At 62.9% G+C, this 20,584-nt stretch carries 14 protein-coding genes; 9 read left to right on the forward strand and 5 right to left on the reverse strand.

Annotation, left to right across the window (positions count from 1 at the left end; translation table 11 throughout):
• Positions 1 to 389: 389 nt before the first annotated feature.
• Together NMA58_RS01045 and NMA58_RS01050 are read right to left on the reverse strand one after the other, a co-directional pair.
• Complete coding sequence (locus NMA58_RS01045) at positions 390 to 4,157, reverse strand: peptidoglycan-binding protein (protein WP_434712023.1); 3,768 nt, start codon at positions 4,155 to 4,157, stop codon at positions 390 to 392.
• Between the two features lie 338 nt (positions 4,158 to 4,495).
• A complete protein-coding gene (locus NMA58_RS01050) occupies positions 4,496 to 5,179 on the reverse strand; it encodes a DNA-3-methyladenine glycosylase I (RefSeq protein ID WP_434712024.1) in 684 nt (227 codons plus the stop codon).
• Positions 5,180 to 5,425: 246 nt separating this feature from the next.
• Here NMA58_RS01050 and NMA58_RS01055 point away from each other — a divergent pair, with 246 nt between their 5' ends.
• The 4 genes from NMA58_RS01055 (at position 5,426) to NMA58_RS01070 (ending at position 11,396) form a co-directional block, all read left to right on the forward strand.
• A complete protein-coding gene (locus tag NMA58_RS01055; RefSeq protein WP_434712025.1) occupies positions 5,426 to 7,222 on the forward strand; it encodes an acyl-CoA dehydrogenase C-terminal domain-containing protein in 1,797 nt (598 codons plus the stop codon).
• A gap of 173 nt (positions 7,223 to 7,395) precedes the next feature.
• Positions 7,396 to 8,604 carry an acetyl-CoA C-acetyltransferase gene (locus tag NMA58_RS01060; protein WP_085776857.1) on the forward strand — a complete coding sequence of 403 codons (1,209 nt, stop codon included), beginning with the start codon at positions 7,396 to 7,398 and terminating at the stop codon, positions 8,602 to 8,604.
• Between the two features lie 67 nt (positions 8,605 to 8,671).
• Positions 8,672 to 10,888 (forward strand): FAD-dependent oxidoreductase, encoded by a 2,217-nt coding sequence (locus NMA58_RS01065; protein WP_183705960.1) that lies wholly within the window; start codon positions 8,672 to 8,674, stop codon positions 10,886 to 10,888.
• 298 nt (positions 10,889 to 11,186) lie between these two features.
• On the forward strand, positions 11,187 to 11,396 hold the full coding sequence (locus NMA58_RS01070; RefSeq protein WP_011423929.1) for a cold-shock protein: 210 nt from the start codon (positions 11,187 to 11,189) through the stop codon (positions 11,394 to 11,396).
• A gap of 142 nt (positions 11,397 to 11,538) precedes the next feature.
• On the opposite strand, the gene NMA58_RS01075 is transcribed toward NMA58_RS01070, so the two are convergent.
• Positions 11,539 to 12,039 carry a MarR family winged helix-turn-helix transcriptional regulator gene (locus tag NMA58_RS01075; protein ID WP_434712026.1) on the reverse strand — a complete coding sequence of 167 codons (501 nt, stop codon included), beginning with the start codon at positions 12,037 to 12,039 and terminating at the stop codon, positions 11,539 to 11,541.
• A gap of 57 nt (positions 12,040 to 12,096) precedes the next feature.
• Between NMA58_RS01075 and NMA58_RS01080 the strand changes: the two genes are divergently transcribed.
• Entirely contained in the window at positions 12,097 to 12,501 is a 405-nt protein-coding gene (locus NMA58_RS01080; protein ID WP_085776860.1) for a GFA family protein, read from the forward strand.
• A gap of 118 nt (positions 12,502 to 12,619) precedes the next feature.
• A complete protein-coding gene (locus NMA58_RS01085; RefSeq protein WP_434712027.1) occupies positions 12,620 to 13,063 on the forward strand; it encodes a YybH family protein in 444 nt (147 codons plus the stop codon).
• A gap of 15 nt (positions 13,064 to 13,078) precedes the next feature.
• Here the strand turns inward: NMA58_RS01085 and NMA58_RS01090 are convergent, their stop codons facing one another.
• Positions 13,079 to 14,281, reverse strand: coding sequence for an MFS transporter (locus NMA58_RS01090; RefSeq protein ID WP_434712028.1), 1,203 nt, complete (start codon positions 14,279 to 14,281; stop codon positions 13,079 to 13,081).
• 136 nt (positions 14,282 to 14,417) lie between these two features.
• On the opposite strand from NMA58_RS01090, the gene NMA58_RS01095 reads away from it, so the two are divergent.
• Complete coding sequence (locus NMA58_RS01095; RefSeq protein WP_183705953.1) at positions 14,418 to 14,975, forward strand: TetR/AcrR family transcriptional regulator; 558 nt, start codon at positions 14,418 to 14,420, stop codon at positions 14,973 to 14,975.
• A 9-nt stretch (positions 14,976 to 14,984) separates the two neighbouring features.
• On the opposite strand, the gene NMA58_RS01100 is transcribed toward NMA58_RS01095, so the two are convergent.
• Positions 14,985 to 18,488, reverse strand: coding sequence for a PAS domain-containing hybrid sensor histidine kinase/response regulator (locus tag NMA58_RS01100; protein WP_221113064.1), 3,504 nt, complete (start codon positions 18,486 to 18,488; stop codon positions 14,985 to 14,987).
• A 221-nt stretch (positions 18,489 to 18,709) separates the two neighbouring features.
• Between NMA58_RS01100 and mscL the strand changes: the two genes are divergently transcribed.
• Complete coding sequence (mscL, locus tag NMA58_RS01105; RefSeq protein WP_011423936.1) at positions 18,710 to 19,147, forward strand: large conductance mechanosensitive channel protein MscL; 438 nt, start codon at positions 18,710 to 18,712, stop codon at positions 19,145 to 19,147.
• A 120-nt stretch (positions 19,148 to 19,267) separates the two neighbouring features.
• Entirely contained in the window at positions 19,268 to 20,434 is a 1,167-nt protein-coding gene (locus NMA58_RS01110) for a pyridoxal phosphate-dependent aminotransferase (RefSeq protein WP_434712029.1), read from the forward strand.
• Positions 20,435 to 20,584 lie beyond the last annotated feature (150 nt).

Below are 20,584 nucleotides of genomic sequence, written 5' to 3' on the forward strand. Positions count from 1 at the left end.
TGACCGCCCCTGCCGGGCGGTTCCTGTCACGTCCCCGTTCGAATGCGCACCATACTGTGAAATCGTTGCCAGAGGCTTTCGATCGGCCCCGATTGATAGAGATCGATGGCGGGAGATTCGGCGATGCGCGGATCGATATGTCCGGCATAATCGGGCTTTTTTCAGGTTTTGTGACGAGGGTGGGAAAAATTCGGAAAAGCTTGCGGCTTAGTGCCGCAAGGCCTGCGAAGACCCTCCCCAAGGGGAGGGCTATGCGCGGCATCACCCCACAGCAACATCAACGTTTCCGCGGGTGAATCCGTGAAAGAGATAACGTCGGCGCGGCATGCAAGCCCCTCCCCCTTGTGGGGCAGGGTCTTCCCCGGCGGCTCGACCTCCGTAGACGCACCTTAGATCGCCTTGGCGACCTGCTTGTTGCGTTCGAGCAGCGCCTTCACGGTCGCGTCGCTCACCTTGCCGTCCGGCTCCTGGCCGATCGACTTCTGGAAGCTCTTGATCGCGGCGACGGTTTTCGCCCCCATTTCGCCGTCGGGCACGCCGGCGTCGAAACCGTTATTGTTGAGGATCGCCTGGATGTTGCGGATCGCCTTCTTCATGTCGACGGTTGCCGTCTTCATGCCTGTGCCAGCCCATTCGTCGGGGATGTCGATGCCGTTGGCGCGATGGTCGAGCGGTTCCGGCTTCCAGAGGTCGGCCTTGGCGCGCGCCCGTTCGAGCTGGTCAGGCTTCATGGCGTTGGCCACTTCATCGCGCTTCTGTGCTGCATCCTTGTCGCCGGCCTTGGCGGCGATCGCGAACCACTTATAGGATTCTTCGAGATCCGCCGGAACGCCGTTGCCCCTGGCGCAGAGGATCGCCAGGTTGAACTGGCTGTCGGTGATGCCGAGATTGGCGGCCTTGGTGAACCACGAGGCCGCCGTCGCATAATCCTGCTGGCCGAGCGCGCCGGAGGCGTAGAGAACGGCTAGATTGTGCATGGCGCTGGCATTGCCCCGGTTCGCCGCCTGCTCGTAGAAGCCCTTCGCCTTGGCGATGTCGCGTTCGACGCCGTTGCCCTTCTCATACATGCTGCCGAGCCGGTATTGTGCCGGCGCAAAACCCTTGTCGGCCGAAAGCTGGTACCAGCCTGCGGCCTGTTTCTGATCGACGGTCATGCCGTTGCGGCCGTCCGAATAGCGTGCGCCGATCTCGAACAGCGCCAGGGAGTCGCCGCCCTGTGCCGCATCGGCAAGTGATTTCGGCTGCACGGTGTCGGGGATGGTGATCGCTGCCTGCGGCGCGGCCGCCGCTGCGGTCGGGCTGTTCGGAGTGAAGCTCGATGTTTCCTGCATTGTCGCGGACGAACCGGCGGGGGCCAAAGTTGCAGCCCCTTCGCCATCGAGCGGCGTTGCATCGGTCAGATGATCGCCTGCGGCCGGCGAGGCTGTTTCCGGTTGCGCCTGATCGGCGGCCGGTGCGCTCGCCGCTGCAGGGACGTTCAGATCGGCAGCGCCGGTGTCCGGCTGGGCGGGTGTCACCTCAGGCGGAACCGGCTGCGGGTTTTCCGTCGCCCCCGTCAGCGCAGAGACCTCCGCCGGCGGCTGCGGTGCGGGTTCGCCGCTCGTCAACGTCCGCGCCAGCGGAAAGGCCATGATGGCGAGCAAGACGGCGCCGACGGCGAGAAGGATCGGTCGGCGGTAGCGCGAAAAGGCGCTGGGCTTGCCCGCCTTGTCGGTCTTGCTCGTCTTGTCGGCATTTGCGGCCTTTTTGTCGGCCTTGGTTGCCGCCTGCTTTGGATTGGCGTCCACTTCCATTGCGGCTGCCTGCGCCGCCCGGCGCGCAGCCGCAATGTAGTCGGCCCGATCCGTCTCGATGGCAGGCTTGCCGCGTTGGGCACTCTGGCTGGCGCGCACCCGTTCAAGAATCTTCTTGACGTCGGGCGCGCCCGAACCCGGCTCGAGCAGTTCGTTCGCCGCATCCGTCGGGACCACGTCGGCGGGATCGATCGACGGCGCAGGGTCGATCACCGGTCGTTCCTTCGCCTGCGCCTCGGCTTTTTTGCCGGGCCGCAGCCGCTTGCCAAGGCTGGCGAACAGGCTGGTTTTTCCCGGCGCCGGTGTCTGGGTCTCCGGCGGCCGCGTCGCGGCTTCGATGGCGATCGCGCTTGTTGCGCTCATGCTCGCGGCCTGGGCGGGGGCGGCAGGTTCCGCCGCGACCTCGGCTGTGCGGATGACCGGAGAGGCTTTCGCTGCCGGGGGCACGTCCGCCGTCTGGGCGGCTTCAGCCACCATCAGCGCATAGGGGTCGACATCGAAATCGACGTCGGCCATCGGCATCTGAGCGATCGGCCGTCCGCGCTCTTCCATGCCGTCGAGCCGGTCGGCGATGTGGACCAGCGTCTCGTGCAGCGCCTTGAAGGTCTTGTGCGTGCGCTCCTCGCTGTCGCGGCTGATATCCTCGAGATGGCGCAGATCCTCGGCCAGCGCCGTCAGCGCCGACATGTCGGCGGCGGGCACGCCGCCCTGCAGGCCGCCATTGCGCGAATAGGCCTCGACGACGGCCTCCGCCGCTTGACGCGCCGCCTCGATGATATATTCGTCGCTTGTCGCCATATAATCTTCGATCGCGCCCATGCGCCGGTCGAGGTCGGCCGGGATCGCGGCACTTTCGCGCGGCTCGCTCATCAGCGCCGAAAGGTTGGCAATCTGGTCTTCGAGGTTCTTCAGCGCTTGCGGATCGGTCGGCGGCGCCGCCGTTGTTTCTTCCAGCCGGGCGGCGATGTCGCTCAGCCGACCTTCGAGACGCTGGAAAGCTCTGTCATCGATCGCCACGGCAGGCGCGGGCTGCTGAAACGCCATCTCGTCGATCCGCCGGGCGAGATAATCGAGCCGCTGCGCCAGCACGTCATTGACCGCTCCATTCTCGAGCGCATCGATCTTGCGGGAGATGTCGGAAAGCGGGCCGGTGAGGTCGGGTTGCGCGGCCGCCTTCTGCGTGCGCTCCAGCAGGTAGGATAGATGTTCCAGCCGCTCGTCGAGCCGGGACGTCGTTTCCGCCTTGGCCAGCTCCTCGACGCGCTCCGTCAGCGCTTCCAGCCGCATCGCCAGCTCGTCGGCTGGGGTTGCCCGGCTGGCCGCGTCGTGGCTCATCAGGTCGATCTGGTCGGCGAGCGACGACAGGCGGCTTTCCAGCCGCTGCATCAGCGTCGGATCGTTGGCGGCAGCTGCGCGGCCGCTTGCCGCAATCGCCCGGCTGATCTCGTCGAGGCGCATATCCATGGCGGCGAACTGCTCGGACATGACCCGGTCATGCGGCTGGATCATGTTGCCGAACTGCTCCATCGCCGTGGCGATGGCGATGAGCTTGTCTTCCAGCGCTCGGACCGCGGGGCTTTCGCCCATGCCGCCGAGATGGCGCTTAATATCGTCGAGTCGGTAGGCCAGCGAAACGAGCTCTTCCTGCAGCCCCTCGGTGTCGAGTGCGGCAAGCCGGCTCTCGACGCCGTCCCAGCGGTTTTCCATATGGCGCAGCGATTCCTCGCGCGCCAGCCCGTCCATCAGCGATCGCAGCTCCTCGAAATCCTCGCGCAGGCCGACGGCCTCCGGGCCGCTCGAGCGGCCGGTCAACTGGCTGATGCTTTGGGCCAGGCGGTTCATGTCGGCGCGAATGTCGTCGGCGAAGCGGCTGTCTCCGGCGGTCGCCTTGATCTCGCGCAGTTCGGCGCGCAGTGCGCTCATCTCGCGGGTCACGCCCTCGGAAATATCGCGCTTCAAGTCCTGCCTGAGGTTGACGAGCGCCTGGGCGATCTCGGTCATCGTGTCGTCGCCGGCCCGCAAGGCAGAGGCGGCCAGTGGCGCGGCGGCGCGCGGTGCGGGGTCACGCAGCTGGGTGGCCTGCTCGCGCCCATAGGAGCGTTCGCGGCCCGCTTCCAATACGCGCTGGCGCTGGCGAATTTCCGCCAGCGGATCCGGCCGCGGCTCGACCGGCGCTCGTGTGGGGCGCGGCGCATTGGAGGCCGCATAAGGATCGCGCTCGGCCGTTGGCGTGCGCGTCCGCTGATCGCGTCCGCTGCCCATCAGCCCTTCGATGCGCGCCTCCAGCCCTTCGATCGTGCGGTTCAGCGCATCGAGCGAGGTCCTGTCGGACTGTCGGGAAGGATTTGATCGCGATCCGTTCATCTTCTTGCTCGCTTCGACTGCTCGACCTCTCGTCAGAGCTCGATCCGTGGCTTCTTCGTCTGCTGCCCACGTCTTCACGCGGACCGGAGCGCATCATCCATAAGAAGATAGTCAATTAGACTTTCCTCAGGCTGAACGATGTAGCGGCATTCTTTAGGAACGCGGGACTGGGAAAAGGAATGCGGATCACTACGGCTCAATCCGCACCTTTCACGAAACGTGGTAAACAAGCCGTTAAGATAGATGAGAATTTTTTAACGTTTGCAGCCGAAAGGCTTCTTTAGGCGGCAATTGCCGTGAAATTCGCCGGATCGGATAGACATCGCCAGGCCGGAATTTCAGTGCGCGGCATCGATCGAATAGGCGCTGATGCGCGAGAGGTGGATGAAAGGAAGGCCGGTCTCGGCAGCCCAGTCGTTGAAGGCCTGCTGGATCAGCTGCTTGTCCTTCTTGGTCGTGCCGGAGGAGGAGAGCGGCACGCCGGCCGATCTCAGGCAGGCGAGCACGTCGATCGTGGCCACGAAGCTGTCGCGGCCGATGCCGCGCAGGAAATACTGGCCAGTCATGCCGCCGAGCCGGCTGCCGCGTTTACTCAACAGATCGAGAAGGCCGATCTGGTCCTCCCGCGGCCAGTCGGCGAAAAAGGCGCCGGCGCTGCCATATTCCCTCGCCAGCTCTCTGACGAAGGCGGCATTGGCGCGAACCGACATGATCTTCGCGCCGTTGCGGATGATCCGCTCGTCCGATGTCAGTTCATGCCAGTAATCGTCGGGCGCGATATTCAGCGCCGCCGGATCGAAGCCGGAAAACGCCGCCTCGAAGCCCGGCCATTTCGCATCGATCACCTTCTGCACGAAGCCGCTGTAGAAGATGCGGCGGGTCATGTCGGCCAGGATGCGGTCATCCGGCATGGCGCGCAACCGGTCGTGATCCGGCTGGTGCTTCTCGAGCATTGCCTGCAGCGCGGCCGCACCCCCTTTTCGCTCTTCCGCACGCTGCCTTATCGCCTCGAAACTGATCATGCCGCGGTTCCCCCTGAAGCATTGCGATTTGCGGATTGAAAGACGCCTCCGCTTATACGCCGTTCAGCGATGGACAAGGAAGGGGAGTTGACGTCTCCTCATGGGGCGCAGATGCACAGGATCAGATTTTTTTTCACAAAAGCGAGCGCAGTTGCAGGATTTGACGTTTACGCAAACGTCAATATTTTGTAAGACGATGACCAAGGCCGGCGCGATCCGGTTATCCGAATGGGAGGAAATTGAGAGATGCCAGTCTACAAGGCCCCGGTGAACGATACGCTTTTCGTTTTGAACGACGTGCTGGGCCTCGAACGCTACAACAATCTTCCCGGGTTTGCCGATGCGACGCCCGATATGATCGAGGCGATCCTCGGCGAGGCAGCCAAGGTGGCCGAAGAAGTTCTTTTTCCGGTCAATTATTCCGGCGACCAGGAAGGCTGCAGACGTCAGGACGACGCCAGTGTCTCGACGCCGAAGGGCTTCAAGGAAGCCTATAATGCCTATCGCGAAGGCGCCTGGATCGGCCTTGCCGTGCCGGAAGAATTCGGCGGCCAGGGGCTTCCCTATACGCTGCATGCCGCCGTCGGCGAATATACCTCCGCCGCCAACATGTCGCTGATGATGTATCCGGGCCTGACGCAGGGTGCGATCGCCGCGATCCTCGTCCATGGCACGCAGGAGCAGAAGGAGACCTATCTGCCGAAGATGGTCGACGGCTCCTGGTCCGGCACGATGAACCTGACCGAGCCGCATTGCGGCACTGATCTCGGCATGCTGCGCACCCGGGCGGTGCCGCAGGCCGACGACAGCTATAAAATATCCGGCCAGAAGATCTTCATCTCTGCCGGCGAGCACGATCTGACCGACAACATCGTCCATCTGGTTCTGGCTCGCATCGAGGGGGCCCCCGAGGGCACCAAGGGCATCTCGCTCTTCATCGTCCCGAAATACCTGGTCGGCAAGGACGGCGCTCTTGGCGACCGCAATGCCGTGTCCTGCGGTGCGATCGAGCACAAGATGGGCATCCACGGCAACGCCACCTGCGTCATGAATTACGACGAGGCGACCGGCTTCCTGATTGGCGCCGAAAACCGCGGCCTCAATGCCATGTTCGTGATGATGAACGAGGCGCGCCTGATGGTCGGCCTGCAGGGCATCGCCATTTCCGAAATCGCCTATCAGAACGCCGCGAATTATGCCCGCGACCGCATCCAGGGCCGCTCGCTCTCCGGCGTCAAGGCGCCGGATAAGAAGGCCGATCCGATCATCGTCCATCCCGATATCCGCCGGACTCTGATGACCATTCGCGCCTTCAACGAGGCCGGCCGCGCCTTTTTGCTCTGGACCGCGCTGAAGTCCGATATCGCCCACCGCGCCACCGACGAGAAAGAGCGCCAGACCGCTGACGACATTCTCGGCCTCGTCACCCCGATCCTCAAGGGTGTGATGACCGACAGGGGCTTCGACCACGCCGTCATGGCCCAGCAGGTCTTCGGCGGCCACGGCTATATCGAAGAGCACGGCATGAGCCAGTATGTGCGCGATGCCCGCATCGCCATGATCTACGAAGGCGCCAACGGCATTCAGGCGCTCGATCTCGTCGGGCGCAAGCTCGCGCTCAACGGCGGCCGCGCCGCCATGGCGCTGTTCAAGGAAATCGGCGATTTCTGCGAGGAGAACCGCAGCGACGAAAAGCTCTCCTTCTTCACCAAGCATCTGAAGAAGGGCTTGAACGACGTCCAGGCCGCGACCATGTGGTTCATGCAGAACGCCATGGCCAAGCCCGACAATGCCGGCGCCGGTTCGACCGATTACATGCATCTCTTCGGTCTCGTCGTTCTCGGCTATATGTGGGCGAAGATGGCGAAGGCCGCCGAGGACGGCCTTGCCTCGGGCGATGCCGCCCGCGAGGATTACCTGAAGAACAAGTTGACCACGGCGAAATTCTTCATGGAGCGGATCATGCCGGAAACCGCCCTTCGCAAGACCCGCATCGAAGCCGGCGCCGACACGATGATGGCGTTGGCCGCGGAAGCGTTTTGAGCCGGTTCTCCCTCCCCTTGTGGGGAGGGTTGGGGGTGAGAAAGCGGTCGGCGCAGCCGACGAAACGATCCGGTGAATCGTTTCGAGCGCCGAACGCCCTGAGCTTAAAACGAAGGGCTATTTGGTCTTCGCAGAATTCAAAGGCGCGTCTGCGCCATCAGGGAGACGAGACAATGACCGAGGTTTTCATTTACGATCACGTCCGCACGCCGCGCGGCCGCGGCAAGAAGGACGGCGCCCTGCATGAGGTGCCTTCCGTCCGCCTCGCCGCCAAGACGCTGGAAGCGATCCGCGACCGCAACGGGCTCGACACGACAACCGTCGACGACATCATCATGGGCTGCGTCGACCCGGTCATGGATGCCGGCGCCGTCATCCCCAAGGCTGCCGCCTTCGAAGCCGGTTATTCCACCCGTGCGCCCGGCATGCAGATCTCTCGCTTCTGCGCCTCCGGCCTCGATGCCGTCAATTTCGCCGCCGGCAAGATCGCCCAAGGCGCCGACGACATCGTCATCGCAGGCGGTGTGGAAAGCATGTCGCGCGTCGGCCTGGGCATGTCGGGCGGCGCCTGGTTCATGGATCCGTCGGTGAATTTCCCGGCCTATTTTATGCCGCAGGGCGTCTCGGCCGATCTCATCGCCACCAAATACGGCTTCAGCAGAACCGATGTCGATGCCTACGCCGTCGAGAGCCAGAAGCGCGCCGCCCATGCCTGGCAGCAGGGCTGGTTCGACAAGTCGGTGATCCCGGTCAAGGACCAGAACGGCCTGACGATCCTGGATAAGGACGAGCACATGCGCCCCGGCACCGATATGCAGGCGCTTGCCTCTCTCAACCCCTCCTTCCAGATGCCCGGCGAGATGGGTGGCTTCGAAGCCGTCGGCATCCAGGCCCATCCCGAGATCGAGCGGATCAACTACGTCCACCATGCCGGCAATTCCTCCGGCATCGTCGATGGCGCCGCTGCGGTGCTCCTGGGATCGAAGGCTGGCGGTGAGAGCATGGGGCTGAAGCCGCGTGGCCGCATCAAGGCTTTCGCCAATATCGGCTCCGATCCGGCGCTGATGTTGACCGGCCCCGTCGACGTGACCGAAAAGCTGTTGAAGCGGACCGGCATGAGCCTGTCGGACATCGACCTCTTTGAGTTGAACGAGGCCTTCGCCGCCGTGGTGCTGCGCTACATGCAGGCCTTCGACATCGATCACGACAGCATCAACGTCAATGGCGGTGCCATCGCCATGGGCCATCCGCTCGGCGCCACCGGCGCGATGATCCTCGGAACCGTGCTCGACGAGCTGGAGCGCCGCGACCTCAACACCGCGCTGGTGACGCTCTGCATCGGCGCCGGCATGGGCACGGCAACGGTTATCGAACGCGTCTGATGGGATCGCGACCCTCTCCACAAGGGGAGGGCTTCACCGCAAGAGAATTCAGGGAGAGGAATTCCCAATGAGCAGCTACACCAATTTCACGCTCGAAACCGACGCCGACGGCATCGCTCTCGTCAAATGGGACATGCCCGGGAAATCGATGAATGTCTTCACCGCCGAGGTGATGGAGGAGCTCAACGCCATCATCGACGCGACGACCGCTGACGTCGCCGTCAAGGGCGTCGTATTCACCTCAGGCAAATCCTCCTTCTCCGGCGGCGCTGATCTTTCGATGATCAAGTCGATGTTCAGCTCCTACCAGGAGGAGAAAGCCAAGAGCCCGGAGACGGCGGTGCAGACGCTCTTTGGTCTGGTCGGCCGGATGAGCGGCCTGTTCCGCAAGCTCGAAACCTCCGGCAAGCCCTGGGTGTCGGCGATCAACGGCACCTGCATGGGCGGCGCCTTCGAACTGTCGCTTGCCTGCCACGGCCGCGTCGCTTCCAATGCCAAGAGCGTCAAGATCGCGCTGCCCGAGGTCAAGGTCGGGATCTTCCCCGGCGCCGGCGGCACCCAACGCGTGCCGCGCCTCGCCAATGCCCAGGACGCGCTGCAGATGATGACGACAGGCCAGTCGTTGAGCGGCTCGCGCGCCAAGGCAATGAACCTCGTGCACCAGGTGGTCGAGCCGGATCAGCTGATCCCCGCCGCCAAGCAAATGATCAGGGATGGCCTGAAGCCGGTCGCGCCGTGGGACGAGAAAGGCTTCAAGCTGCCGGGCGGCGGCATCTGGACGCCGGCCTCCGCGCAGCTCTGGCCGGCCGCGCCGGCGATCCTGCGCCGCGAGACGTCGGGCAATTATCCGGCAGCGCTCGCCATCCTGAAATGCGTCTATGAAGGCCTGCAGGTGCCGTTCGACACCGGTCTGAAGATTGAGCAGCGTTATTTCACCGAGGTGCTGCAGACCCGGGAAGCTTTCTCGATGATCCGCTCGTTGTTCATCTCCATGCAGGAGCTCGGCAAGGGCGCACGCCGCCCGGCCGGTATCCCGAAGACGGAGCTGAAACATGTCGGCGTCGTCGGCGCCGGCTTCATGGGCGCCTCGATCGCCTATGTCACCGCCGCCGCCGGCATTCCGGTGACTCTGATCGACCGCGATATGGAAGCGGCCGCCAAGGGCAAGGCCGTCTCCGAAGGGCTCGTTAAGGATTCGATCGGTAAGGGAAGGCTGACGCAGGACGAAGCGGCAGCCCTTCTTTCCCGCATCTCGCCGTCGGCCGATTATGCCGATCTCGCCAATGCCGACCTCGTCATCGAGGCCGTGTTCGAGGATCGCGAAGTCAAGAAGGCTGTTATCGAGGCGGTCGAAGCAGTGCTGCCCGAGGGCGCGATCTTCGCCTCCAATACCTCGACGCTGCCGATCACGGGCCTTGCGAAGAATTCGAAACGCCCCGCCGACTTCATCGGCATTCACTTCTTCTCGCCGGTCGAAAAGATGATGCTGACCGAGGTGATCCTCGGAGGCGAAACCGGCGACAAGGCGCTCGCCGTCGCACTCGATTATGTCGCGGCGATCAAGAAGACGCCGATCGTCGTCAACGACACCCGCGGCTTCTTCGTCAATCGCTGCGTGCTGCGCTACATGTCGGAAAGCTACGACATGCTGATCGAGGGCGTGCCGCCCGCCATGATCGAGAATGCCGCCAAGATGGCCGGCATGCCTGTGGGGCCGCTGGCTTTGAACGACGAGGTGGCGATCGACCTTTCGCTGAAGATCCTCAAGGCGACGGTCGCCGATCTCGGCGAAAGGGCTGTCGATCCCAGGCACATGGAGCTGATCTCCCGCATCGTCGAAAAGGAAGGACGCTTCGGCCGCAAGAATTCCAAGGGCTTCTATGACTATCCGCCGAAACCGGCGAAGAAGTCGCTCTGGCCGGAGCTGAAGAGCTTCTATCCGCAGAAAAGCCCGGACGAGGTCGACGTCGCCATCCTCAAGCAACGTTTCCTCGTCACCATCGCGCTCGAAGCCGCCCGGACGGTCGAGGAAGGCATCGTCACAGATCCGCGCGAAGCTGATGTCGGCTCGATCCTCGGCTTTGGCTTCGCGCCCTACACCGGCGGGGCGCTGAGCTATATCGATGGGATGGGTGTAAAGGCATTCGTGGAACTGGCAGAAAAGTTAGCGTCAGCTTACGGAGAGCATTTCAAGCCGACGCCGCTGTTGAAGGATATGGCCGCCAAGGGTGAGACATTTTATGGGCGGTTCGATCCCTATGCAGGCGCGAAGGCGGCAGCGTAATCTGTTTTTGCTATCGTTTCCGCCAAACGTAGCCACCCTCTGCCGGGCAGGGCAGAGGGATGCCAGGTCATGGCGCAAAAGAATCCCGCTTTCTCCAGTTCGCCGAATTCCACTTTTCCTTGCCGACGCCTTGCCGCGGACACAATTTCCGATTACACCCGTGCACATCGATCTTGCTAGATGAACTTTGAAACGGCGCTTGCGTCGTTCCTGGCGACCTTCCTCCAAAATCGGTTTTCATCGCCGTTCGGTATTTCCGGGCTGCAATCTTCTATGAGCGATTCGAAAGGATATCGTCATGAACACAGGTACCGTAAAGTGGTTCAACGCAACCAAGGGCTTCGGCTTCATTCAGCCGGACGACGGCGCTGCCGACGTTTTCGTCCACATCTCGGCCGTTGAACGCGCCGGCATGCGTGACCTCAAGGATGGCCAGAAGCTGTCCTACGATCTCGTCCGCGACAACAAATCCGGCAAGATGTCGGCAGACCGCCTCCAGGCGGCCTGAGCCTCCGGGGCTTGAATATCATCTCCGGATCGTGACCACGGATGTACTGGCACGGTTCGTCGAGGTGGCAGGGAAGGTCGGGTTAGCCCGGCCTTTTTTCGTTTTCAGTCCACGGCGGGCGCATCACCGCGGGGCGAATTGCTCAACCGCCGGACGCCTCGTCCACCTCCATCGCCTCCATTGCCCGCGCCATGACAGCCCGCGCCACATCGAGCTCGGCTGAGGTAAACGCGGCGCCGAGCTTGTTTGCCCATCCTGCCTGCGCCACCTCGATCGCCCCGAGCCGTGCCGCCCCGTCCGTCGTCAGTCGCACCAGCTTGGCGCGCTGATGCTGCGGGTTGTCGGCATAGGCGATCAGCCCTTCGCTCTCCAGCACGTCGGCTAGCCGCTGAACGCCCTGACGAGCGAGGCCGAGCGCGCGGGCGATCTGCGCCACCGACAGGTCGCCGCGCCCTGCCGCGGCGAGCACCTGCCAGCGCGCACTGGTCTGTCCTGCAGGCTTCGCCAACCGGTCGCCGGCCGCCGTCAGGTGAGCGGCCAGACGCAGGGCTGTGATCGCGAAAGCGGAAAAGGCATCCCCTTCCACCGTTCGCTCCGGCCGATTCTGTTTGACAACATGTTGTCTATTCTGTATCTCATTCATAATGACAACACATTGTCATATTGACATGCTGAAAGCAACGCCGATGGGGAGATCGCCATGAAGAAGACTTACAAGGGAAGCTGCCATTGTGGCAAAGTGCACTACGAGGTGGATATCGACCTCGAAGCCGGCACCGGCCGCTGCAATTGTTCGATCTGTGCCAAGCGGCGCTATTGGGGCGCCAACGTCAAGCCCGAGGATTTCCGCCTGATGTCCGACCCGGCGGAGACATCCGATTACCAGTTCAACACGATGAGCGGCCATCACCGCTTCTGCCGCACCTGCGGGGTGCCGGCCTATGGCGACGGTTATGTCGAGGCGATCGGCGGCGCCTATGTCTCGATCAACATCGCCTGCCTGGATAATATTAGGCCGGAGGAACTGGCGGGGCTGCCGGTTCGTTACGCCGATGGCAGGCACGATGCCTGGTGGAACGAGCCCGCAGTGACGAGTTATCTCTGAAGTAATTCCGGTAGAACGCAGCGATCTTGTGTCCGAAATTGCCGAGAGTGAAATGCATCATTGTCGGATCGTTCTCCTGCCGCTCGTCCTCTGTCCATAGCGGAAAAGGAGAACGGCCGTGAAAGACGAAGCAATTGTTAGGCACGAGGAAGAGGCGGTCATCGCCATGCTGATGATGCGGGCCAAGGCGCTGGGGGAAAAGAACGCCGAGGAGGCGCTTTCCTACGAGGCCGAAGATTCCGTGGAATTTTCCCTGGCGCCGCCGCTGGTCATCAACGGCAAGGACAAGGCAGGCCTGCAGGCCTGGTTCGACACCTGGGAAGGCCCGATTGGCGGCGAGGTGCGCGATGCCAAACTGACGGTCGGCGAGGATGTCGCTTTCTGGAGTGGCCTCACGCGGATGACCGGGACGAAGACCGATGGCACCGAAGTCGATCTCTGGTTCCGTCAGACCCTCGGCCTCGTCAAGCAGGATGGCCGCTGGCTGGTCGCCCACCAGCACGCCTCGGTGCCTTTCGCCATGGATGGCAGCGGCCGGGCACTGCTGGATCTCCAGCCGTGAACCCTCCCTCCGGAATTAGGCCGCATTCTCCGCAGTCTTTCCTCGGCCGGCGCGAAGGGCCACGATGCCGACGCCCAGCAACAGCAGGATCGCCGTCGCATAAATGTCCGTCGTCACTTGATAGCCGGCGGATTTCGCCAGGAAGCCTGCCAATATCGCCGGCAGGCTGAAGGCGAGGTAGCTCTGCACGTAGAAGGCCGACAGCAGTCCGGCCCGCTCGTCCGCTTTGGCGAGCGGCATGATGGTGCCGAGCGAGCCCAGGAAATTGGTGCCGAAACCGGCGCCGGTAAGAATAGTGCCGATCAACAGCAGCGGCACATTGGCGAGATGCACGCCGGCGACGACCGTCAGGATGCCGAGCGTCTTTGCCGATACGCCGAAGCCGAGATTGGCCGTGGCCGTCCTGCCGCGCCTGAGATAGACGGCGATCGCGCCGCTCGCCGTCAAAGCGGCGACGACTGCTCCGCCCGTCAGCGGTGCGGCGCTGCCGGTCGTGGTAGCGACTAGGGAGGGGACCAGAGAAAGGTAGAAACCGCCGACCGTCCAATTGGCGATATTGATCGGCGTCACCAGCGAGAGCGGCCGCCTCGCCTGCGGCGGAATGGAAACGCGCGGGACCAGCGAGCCGAAAACGCCGGGGCGCGTGCCGCCGCTCTCGGGGATCAGCCAGATGGCGGCCGCCTGCAACGCGAAGGCGACGAGCAGCAGCGCATAGACGAGATGCATCGGGAAGGGGCCGTACTGAATCAGGGCGCTGGTGCCGACCGCACCCAGCGCCATGCCGGAAAGCGGCGCGATCGAATTGACGATCTGTCCCTTCGCCCGGTCGACATCGACAAGGGCTGCTCCGAGAGAGGCGCCGGCGATGCCGGTGGCAATGCCCTGGACGATCCGCGCCGCGATCAGCCAGCCGGGGCCGCTGGCGACGACGAATAGGATCATGGCAACGATTTCGAGCAGCAGGGCGGAAAAGATTACCGGCCTGCGGCCGAGATGATCTGAGATCGAGCCGGCTGTCAGCAGCGCCGCCAAGAGCGCGAAGGCATAGACGGCGAAAATAACGGTGATCAGCACCGGCGAGATCGCGAAATTCTCCTGATAGATCCGGTAGAGTGGCGTCGGCACCGAGGAGGCGCCGAAGAAGGTGGCGAGCGTCAGCGCATGGAAACCGATCGAGGGGCGCGGCGCATTCTCTGTGGATTTGGCTGCGGCGAACATATATAAACCCCTTAAAGCTAACCTGTTGCGTTAGCTCGATGTAGGGTGGATGCCTCGCAAAGGCAAATTATTTGCGTTTATGCTCCTGTCAAAGATTTTGAACCATCGATGTCAGGATGAAGGTCGGGTTGCAGGCATGGCAGTGAAAGAGAATCTCCGTCCGGGCGGCAGAAGCGCCCGGGTCCAGGCGTCGGTGCACAAGGCGGCACGCGATCTGTTGGCCGAGATGAACCGCGCCGAGGTGACGATCCCGCTGATCGCCGCCAGGGCAGGCGTGACGCCGTCGACCATCTATCGCCGCTGGGGCGACCTGCAGGAGCTTCTCGCTGATGTCGCCGTCGAGCGGCTGCGGCCCGATATGCAGCCGGTCGACGCCGGCAGCGGCACGGCCGATCTTCAGGCCTGGGCCGAGCAATATGCCGATGAAATGTCCTCCGGGCCGGGCCGCGAGATGATCCGCGACGTGTTGGCGGCGCAGGCCGGCGCCAACGCCAGCAAATGCTGCGAATATACGCGACAGCAGATCGTCGTCATCGCCGACAGGGCAAAGGCGCGGGGCGAAACCTTCCCGGACGTCGATCTTGTGATGGATCAGGTTGTGGCGCCGATCATGTACCGCATCCTGTTTGGCGAGGTGCCGGATACTGCGCGTGTGCGCGATCTCGTCTCTCGCGTCATCAGCCCGGCCGGCTGAGCTTGCCGGCTATTCCGCAGCCGCGCGTTTGAGGCCGGATATCTGGGTGATATAGGCGCGCAGCGCCGCCGGCCGTACCGGTTTGTGCTGAACGGCGATATCGTGCCGCTCCGCCTCGCTGCGCACTTCAGGCGTGCGGTCGGCAGTAACAAGCAAGGCGGGGATGTCGATGCCGAACTGTCGGCGCAGATGCAGTATTGCGGCAAGGCCGGTGCCGTCGTCGAGATGATAATCGGCGATGGCAAGATCCGGCGGCCCGTCCCGGCCGTCCATGGCGATCACGTCGGCAAGGCAATCAAGCGCCGTCACCTCGCAACCCCAGCCGCTGAGCAGCAGCCGCATGCCTTCGAGGATATTCGGCTCGTTGTCGATGCAGAGGATTTTCAGTCCCTTGAGCGGCTGCCCCGGGCGGTCGGCGAGGGTGACGGCTACCGCAGCCTCGGCCGGGCGTGAGACGTCGAGCGGCATGGAGATGCGAAATTCAGTGCCCCTGCCATGCGTCGAGAGCAGCTCGACCGGATGGTTGAGCACGCGGGAGATGCGGTCGACGATCGAAAGGCCGAGCCCGAGGCCGGAGGCAGTCTTGGCGCCTTCATCCAGCCGCGCGAATTCCTTGAACACGGTGCGAAATTTCGATGGCGGAATACCGATGCCGGAATCGATCACCTGAATGATCACCTGGTTCCCGCGCCGCCGCGCCCCGACCAGCACCTTGCCGGTGATCGTGTATTTTATGGCGTTGGAAACGAGGTTCTGCACCAGGCGGCGCAGGAGGTTCGGGTCTGAGCGGACCCTGAGCGATGTCGGCATGACCACCAGCTTCAGCTGTTTCTCACGGGCGATCGGCGCAAAATCGGTCTCGATTCGCTCCAGGAGGTCGGAAAGCGCGACCGAAGCGAGCCGCGGCCGCATGGCGCCGGTATCGAGCCTGGAGATGTCGAGCACCGCGCCTAGGATGGTTTCGACCGATTCCAGTGCCGAATCGATATTGCGCACGATCGGGCTGTTGTCGGATTGCGCCATGCGCTCGACCAGCGCCGAGGAATAGAGCCGGGCGGCGTTGAGCGGCTGCAGAATGTCGTGGCCGGCGGCGGCGAAGAAGCGGGTCTTGCCGATATTCGCCTCGTCGGCGGCCGCCCGCGCCTCGGCAAGTTCGCGGTTGACGCGGGTGAGTTCCGCCGTCCGTTCGGCGACGCGCTGCTCCAGCGTTTCATTCGCCTGCTTCAATGCCTGGTCGGCGCTGACGCGCTGGGTGATATCGGTGAAGGTGGCGACGATGCCCTTATCGGGCATGGCGTTTGAGCGCACCTCGATGATCCGCTCGCCGCCGCCGAGCACCAGCGCGAAGGGTTTGTCGAGCGTCAGGAAATGCCGCACCGTCTGGTTGAGATCGCCGGGCGCGATGTCCCCGCGCTGGCTGAGTGTGGTAACGATCTCCGACAGGGGAAAGCCGACCTGGCCGGCACTCTCGGGCAGCTCAAGCAGTTGCCGGAAGCGTCGGTTCCAGATCGTCAGCCGGTTGGAACTGTCGAAGACGGCAATGCCCTGATCCATCTGCGACAGCGCCGTCTGCAGCATGTCCTGGTTATATTGCAGCGCTTCGCTTGCCTGGTCGAGCAGCCATGCGGTGTCGGACGAGGCGTCCTCGATCTTCTGCAGAATCAGCGATAGCACCAGCCTTGCCGAGGACGAGCCGATGGCGCTGCCGAGCAACTGTTCGCTGAAATGGATCAGTGCCATATCGGCCTGCTGTTCGTCCTCCAGCTTGCGGCCGGAACTTTGCTCATAGGTCGTGAACGAGCGCTGCATGCGCTCTTCGCCGAGATAACGCGAGATCGCCGCCTTGAGATCGCCGACGCTGATGCGGGTCTTCCAGCCGCGTGTCGCAAACTGCGATCGCGAATGCCGCTTGACGAAGATGCCGGCCTGGATGCGCTCCAGCGGTCGGGCATTGCGGGTGAGCGAGCCGACGATGAAGAAGGCCGTGTTGACGAGCAGGCTCATGACGGTCGCATTGACCAGCGGGTCGGCGTCGGGCGCGGTAAACAGCGTCGCGCCCGGAAAGATGAAGCCGAGCACGGCGCTCGCCACATAGGAATAGTCGGGACCGCCGAGCGACGGCAGGAACAACAGATAGACCCAAATGGTGAAGCCGGAGGTCAGGCCGAGGATGGCGCCGCGCGCATTTGCCCGCCGCCAGATCAGCCCACCGAACAGCGCAGGCGCAATCTGCGCGATCGCCGCAAAGGACAGCAAGCCGATCGAGGCGAGCCCGGCGGTGCTGTCGGTCGAGCGGTAGTAGGCATAGCCGAACAGCAGCACGGCGAAGATGGCGCTGCGGCGGATGTTGAGCAGCGTCTTGGCGAAATCGTCGCGCTGGCCGGCGCGGCCGGCAAGTTTGCGCCGAAGGAAGATCGGCATGATGATGTCGTTCGACACCATGATCGACAGCGCCACAGAATCGACGATGACCATTGCCGTTGCGGCGGAGAAGCCGCCGATGAAGGTGATGAGCGAAACCACCGGCATCTGGCCGGCAAGCGGCAGCGACAGCATGTAGAAGTCGGCATTGCCAGTGCCGCCGAAGGTCAGGAGGCCCCCGATCGCCACCGGGAGCACGAAGAGATTGATGGCGACGAGGTAGCTGGGAAACAGGAAGCCCGCGAGTTTCAGCTGCTTTGCCGTTCGGTTTTCGACGACGGTGACGTGGAATTGCCGCGGCAGCATGATGATCGCGAAGGCCGACAGCACGATCAGCGTGATCCAGCGGCTGATCGGCGTATGATAGCTAAGCGCCGACATGACTAGGTCGTTCTCGACGGTTTTGCTCCAGAGGTCCGCCGGGCCATCGAAGAGAAACCAGATGACGCAGACCCCGGCTGTCAGGAAGGCGACGAGCTTGACGACCGATTCCATCGAGACGGCGAGGATGAGGCCGTCCTGATGTTCCGTCGCATCCGTATGCCGCGTGCCGAACATGATGGCGAAGCAGGCAAGCACCAGGGTGGCTATGAGCGGCAGGTCGAGGAAATAGAGATTACCGCTGCCGATGCCGTAGTCGGACGGATTGACCATCGCGCTGACGGTGCTCGAGATCGCTTTCAGCTGCAAGGCTATATAGGGAATGGTGCCGATCAGCGAGATCAGCGCCACGATCGTCGCGACCGTTGGATTCTTGCCGTAACGCGCGGCAACGAAATCGGCGACGGAGGTGAGCTTCTCCGCCTTGGCAAGCTCGATGATGCGGCGAAGCAGCGGCATGCCGAAGGTGAAGACGAGGATGGGGCCGATATAGATGCCGGCAAATTCCAGGCCGCGTTGGGCGGCAAGCCCGACACTGCCGAAATAGGTCCAGGAGGTGCAATAGATCGCAAGGCTGAGCGCATAGACGACGGGCCATCCGCCTTCGAGCGCGCCCGGACCGCGGTTCTTGCGGTCGCCGTAGCTTGCCACGGCGAAAAGCAGGAGCAGATAGCCGAAGGCAGACGCGAATATGACCCAGCCTGGAAGCATTAGTCCTCCGCCGGCGAAAAGCCGCCGGCACCTCCCGCAACGAAGTCAGCTTAAGGCATTTCAGGTGCCTTGAAAATTCCCGTCCATCTACACCTTAAGTCAAAGGCCTGGTGGCGACTTCACCAGATAATTGCGATTTGCAATTGATTAATTGCAACGAAAATGTAGCTAATCGAAACAACGGCATATCTCTGAAATGGGATCGAAGGGAGACGGATCCGATGCTCAATGAGTTCAAGGCCTTTATCGCCCGCGGCAATGTCATGGATCTTGCAGTCGGCGTCATCATCGGCGGTGCCTTCGGTGGCATCGTCAAATCGCTGGTCGACGACCTTATCATGCCGATCGTCGGCGCCATTTTCGGGGGCTTCGATTTTTCCAATTATTTCCTGCCGCTCTCGTCGGCCGTCAACGCGCCGACACTTGCCGCCGCCCGCGCCCAAGGGGCGGTCTTCGCCTATGGCAGCTTCCTCACCGTTCTCATCAACTTCCTGATCCTTGCCTGGATTATCTTCCTGATGGTCAAGGCAGTGAACTATCTGCGCCAGCAGGTCGAGCGTCAGGAAAAGCAGGAGCCGGAACAATTGCCGCCGCCGCCGGCCGACGTCCAGCTGCTGACCGAGATTCGCGATCTGCTGGCCAAACGCCCGGCCGTCTGATGGGTCTTCGGCCCGCTGTCGGGCGGGCCGTCATTCATCACGAAAATCGATATGCCATCACTTGTTATCATGGGATTTACCGGCGCAAATCCGCTATGAAGGCGGAAACCGGAGATATGCATGTCGATCGTGAAAAGCCTCAGCCCGCGCGCCATAGCGGCGCCCGAAAGCGGGATCGTCGAAGTCGTCAATTATGCTCGCGGCCGCGAAGGCTTGTTGCCGCTCTGGGTCGGTGAAGGCGATCTGCCGACCCCCGACTTCATCAGCAGGGCGGCGATGGAAGCGCTTGCAGCAGGCGAGACCTTCTATACCTGGCAGCGCGGCATTCCGGAGCTTCGCCGGGCGCTGTCGGATTATTACCACAGGCATTTCGCCGTCCGCCTTCCGGCCGAGCATTTCTATGTCACCGGCTCCGGCATGCAGGCGATCCAGATCTGCGTGCAGGCGCTGACTTCGCCTGGCGACGAATTCGTTTATCTCACCCCCGCCTGGCCGAATATTGCCGCAGCCCTCGAAATAGCAGGTGCCCGCTCCGTCGGCGTCCCGCTGCAGTTCGAAGGCGGCAAATGGACGGTCGATCTCGGGCGTGTCGAAGCCGCCATCACACCCGGGACCAGAGGCATCTTCATAAACACCCCTTCCAACCCAACGGGTTGGACCGCGACGAAGAAAGATCTCGGCGATATCCTGGCGCTCGCCCGCAAGCATGATCTCTGGATCATGGCGGATGAAATCTACGCGCGCTATTACTTCGCCGGCGGCCGTGCCGCCTCGTTCCTCGACGTGATGGAGCCGGACGACAAGATCGTCTTCGTCAATTCCTTCTCGAAAAACTGGTCGATGACGGGTTGGCGCGTCGGCTGGATCGTGGCACCCCCCGAAATGGGCCAGGTGCTCGAAAATCTCATCCAGTATTCGACCTCAGGCGTGGCGCAGTTCATGCAGAAGGGCGCCGTCGCAGCCCTTGATCAAGGCGATGATTTCGTCGCCGCCAACATCGCCAAGGCGGCGCGGTCGCGCGATATCCTCTGCGATGCGCTGATTGCCACCAATCGCGTCGAGACGCTGAAGCCGGACGGCGCGATCTATGCGTTCCTGAAGATCGACGGCGTTGCCGACAGCCGCAGCGCCGCCATCGATATCGTCGACAAGACAGGCGTCGGCCTTGCTCCCGGGGCTGCCTTCGGCGCCGGCGGCGAACTCTTCCTGCGTGCCTGTTTCCTGCGCGACCCCGCCCAGGTGGCGATCGCGGCAGAGCGGCTCTGCGACTATATCGTCAAGCGCTGAGAGGGCGCGGGGCACACCGCGCGGGACGATCTCGTGCCGGAATCGCCCGATCCATAAAACTGTAGCGAAGAGCGAAATCGGCCTCTAACCACGACTCTAAACATACCCGTTCAAAAGCCTAACAACGGCGCCGTGATAAGAAAATTGGAA

The organism is Rhizobium sp. YTUHZ045 (assembly GCF_051124255.1).
Lineage (GTDB): Bacteria > Pseudomonadota > Alphaproteobacteria > Rhizobiales > Rhizobiaceae > Rhizobium.

What these genes read in the sequence shown, in the direction of transcription:
- NMA58_RS01065 (WP_183705960.1), top strand. Translation starts at nt 8,672, where the DNA reads ATGAGCAGCTACACCAATTTCACGCTCGAAACCGACGCCGACGGCATC.
- NMA58_RS01050 (WP_434712024.1), bottom strand. Translation starts at nt 5,179, where the DNA reads ATGATCAGTTTCGAGGCGATAAGGCAGCGTGCGGAAGAGCGAAAAGGG.
- NMA58_RS01045 (WP_434712023.1), bottom strand. Translation starts at nt 4,157, where the DNA reads ATGAACGGATCGCGATCAAATCCTTCCCGACAGTCCGACAGGACCTCG.
- mscL (WP_011423936.1), top strand. Translation starts at nt 18,710, where the DNA reads ATGCTCAATGAGTTCAAGGCCTTTATCGCCCGCGGCAATGTCATGGAT.
- NMA58_RS01080 (WP_085776860.1), top strand. Translation starts at nt 12,097, where the DNA reads ATGAAGAAGACTTACAAGGGAAGCTGCCATTGTGGCAAAGTGCACTAC.
- NMA58_RS01110 (WP_434712029.1), top strand. Translation starts at nt 19,268, where the DNA reads ATGTCGATCGTGAAAAGCCTCAGCCCGCGCGCCATAGCGGCGCCCGAA.
- NMA58_RS01060 (WP_085776857.1), top strand. Translation starts at nt 7,396, where the DNA reads ATGACCGAGGTTTTCATTTACGATCACGTCCGCACGCCGCGCGGCCGC.
- NMA58_RS01090 (WP_434712028.1), bottom strand. Translation starts at nt 14,281, where the DNA reads ATGTTCGCCGCAGCCAAATCCACAGAGAATGCGCCGCGCCCCTCGATC.
- NMA58_RS01055 (WP_434712025.1), top strand. Translation starts at nt 5,426, where the DNA reads ATGCCAGTCTACAAGGCCCCGGTGAACGATACGCTTTTCGTTTTGAAC.
- NMA58_RS01070 (WP_011423929.1), top strand. Translation starts at nt 11,187, where the DNA reads ATGAACACAGGTACCGTAAAGTGGTTCAACGCAACCAAGGGCTTCGGC.
- NMA58_RS01095 (WP_183705953.1), top strand. Translation starts at nt 14,418, where the DNA reads ATGGCAGTGAAAGAGAATCTCCGTCCGGGCGGCAGAAGCGCCCGGGTC.
- NMA58_RS01100 (WP_221113064.1), bottom strand. Translation starts at nt 18,488, where the DNA reads ATGCTTCCAGGCTGGGTCATATTCGCGTCTGCCTTCGGCTATCTGCTC.
- NMA58_RS01075 (WP_434712026.1), bottom strand. Translation starts at nt 12,039, where the DNA reads ATGAATGAGATACAGAATAGACAACATGTTGTCAAACAGAATCGGCCG.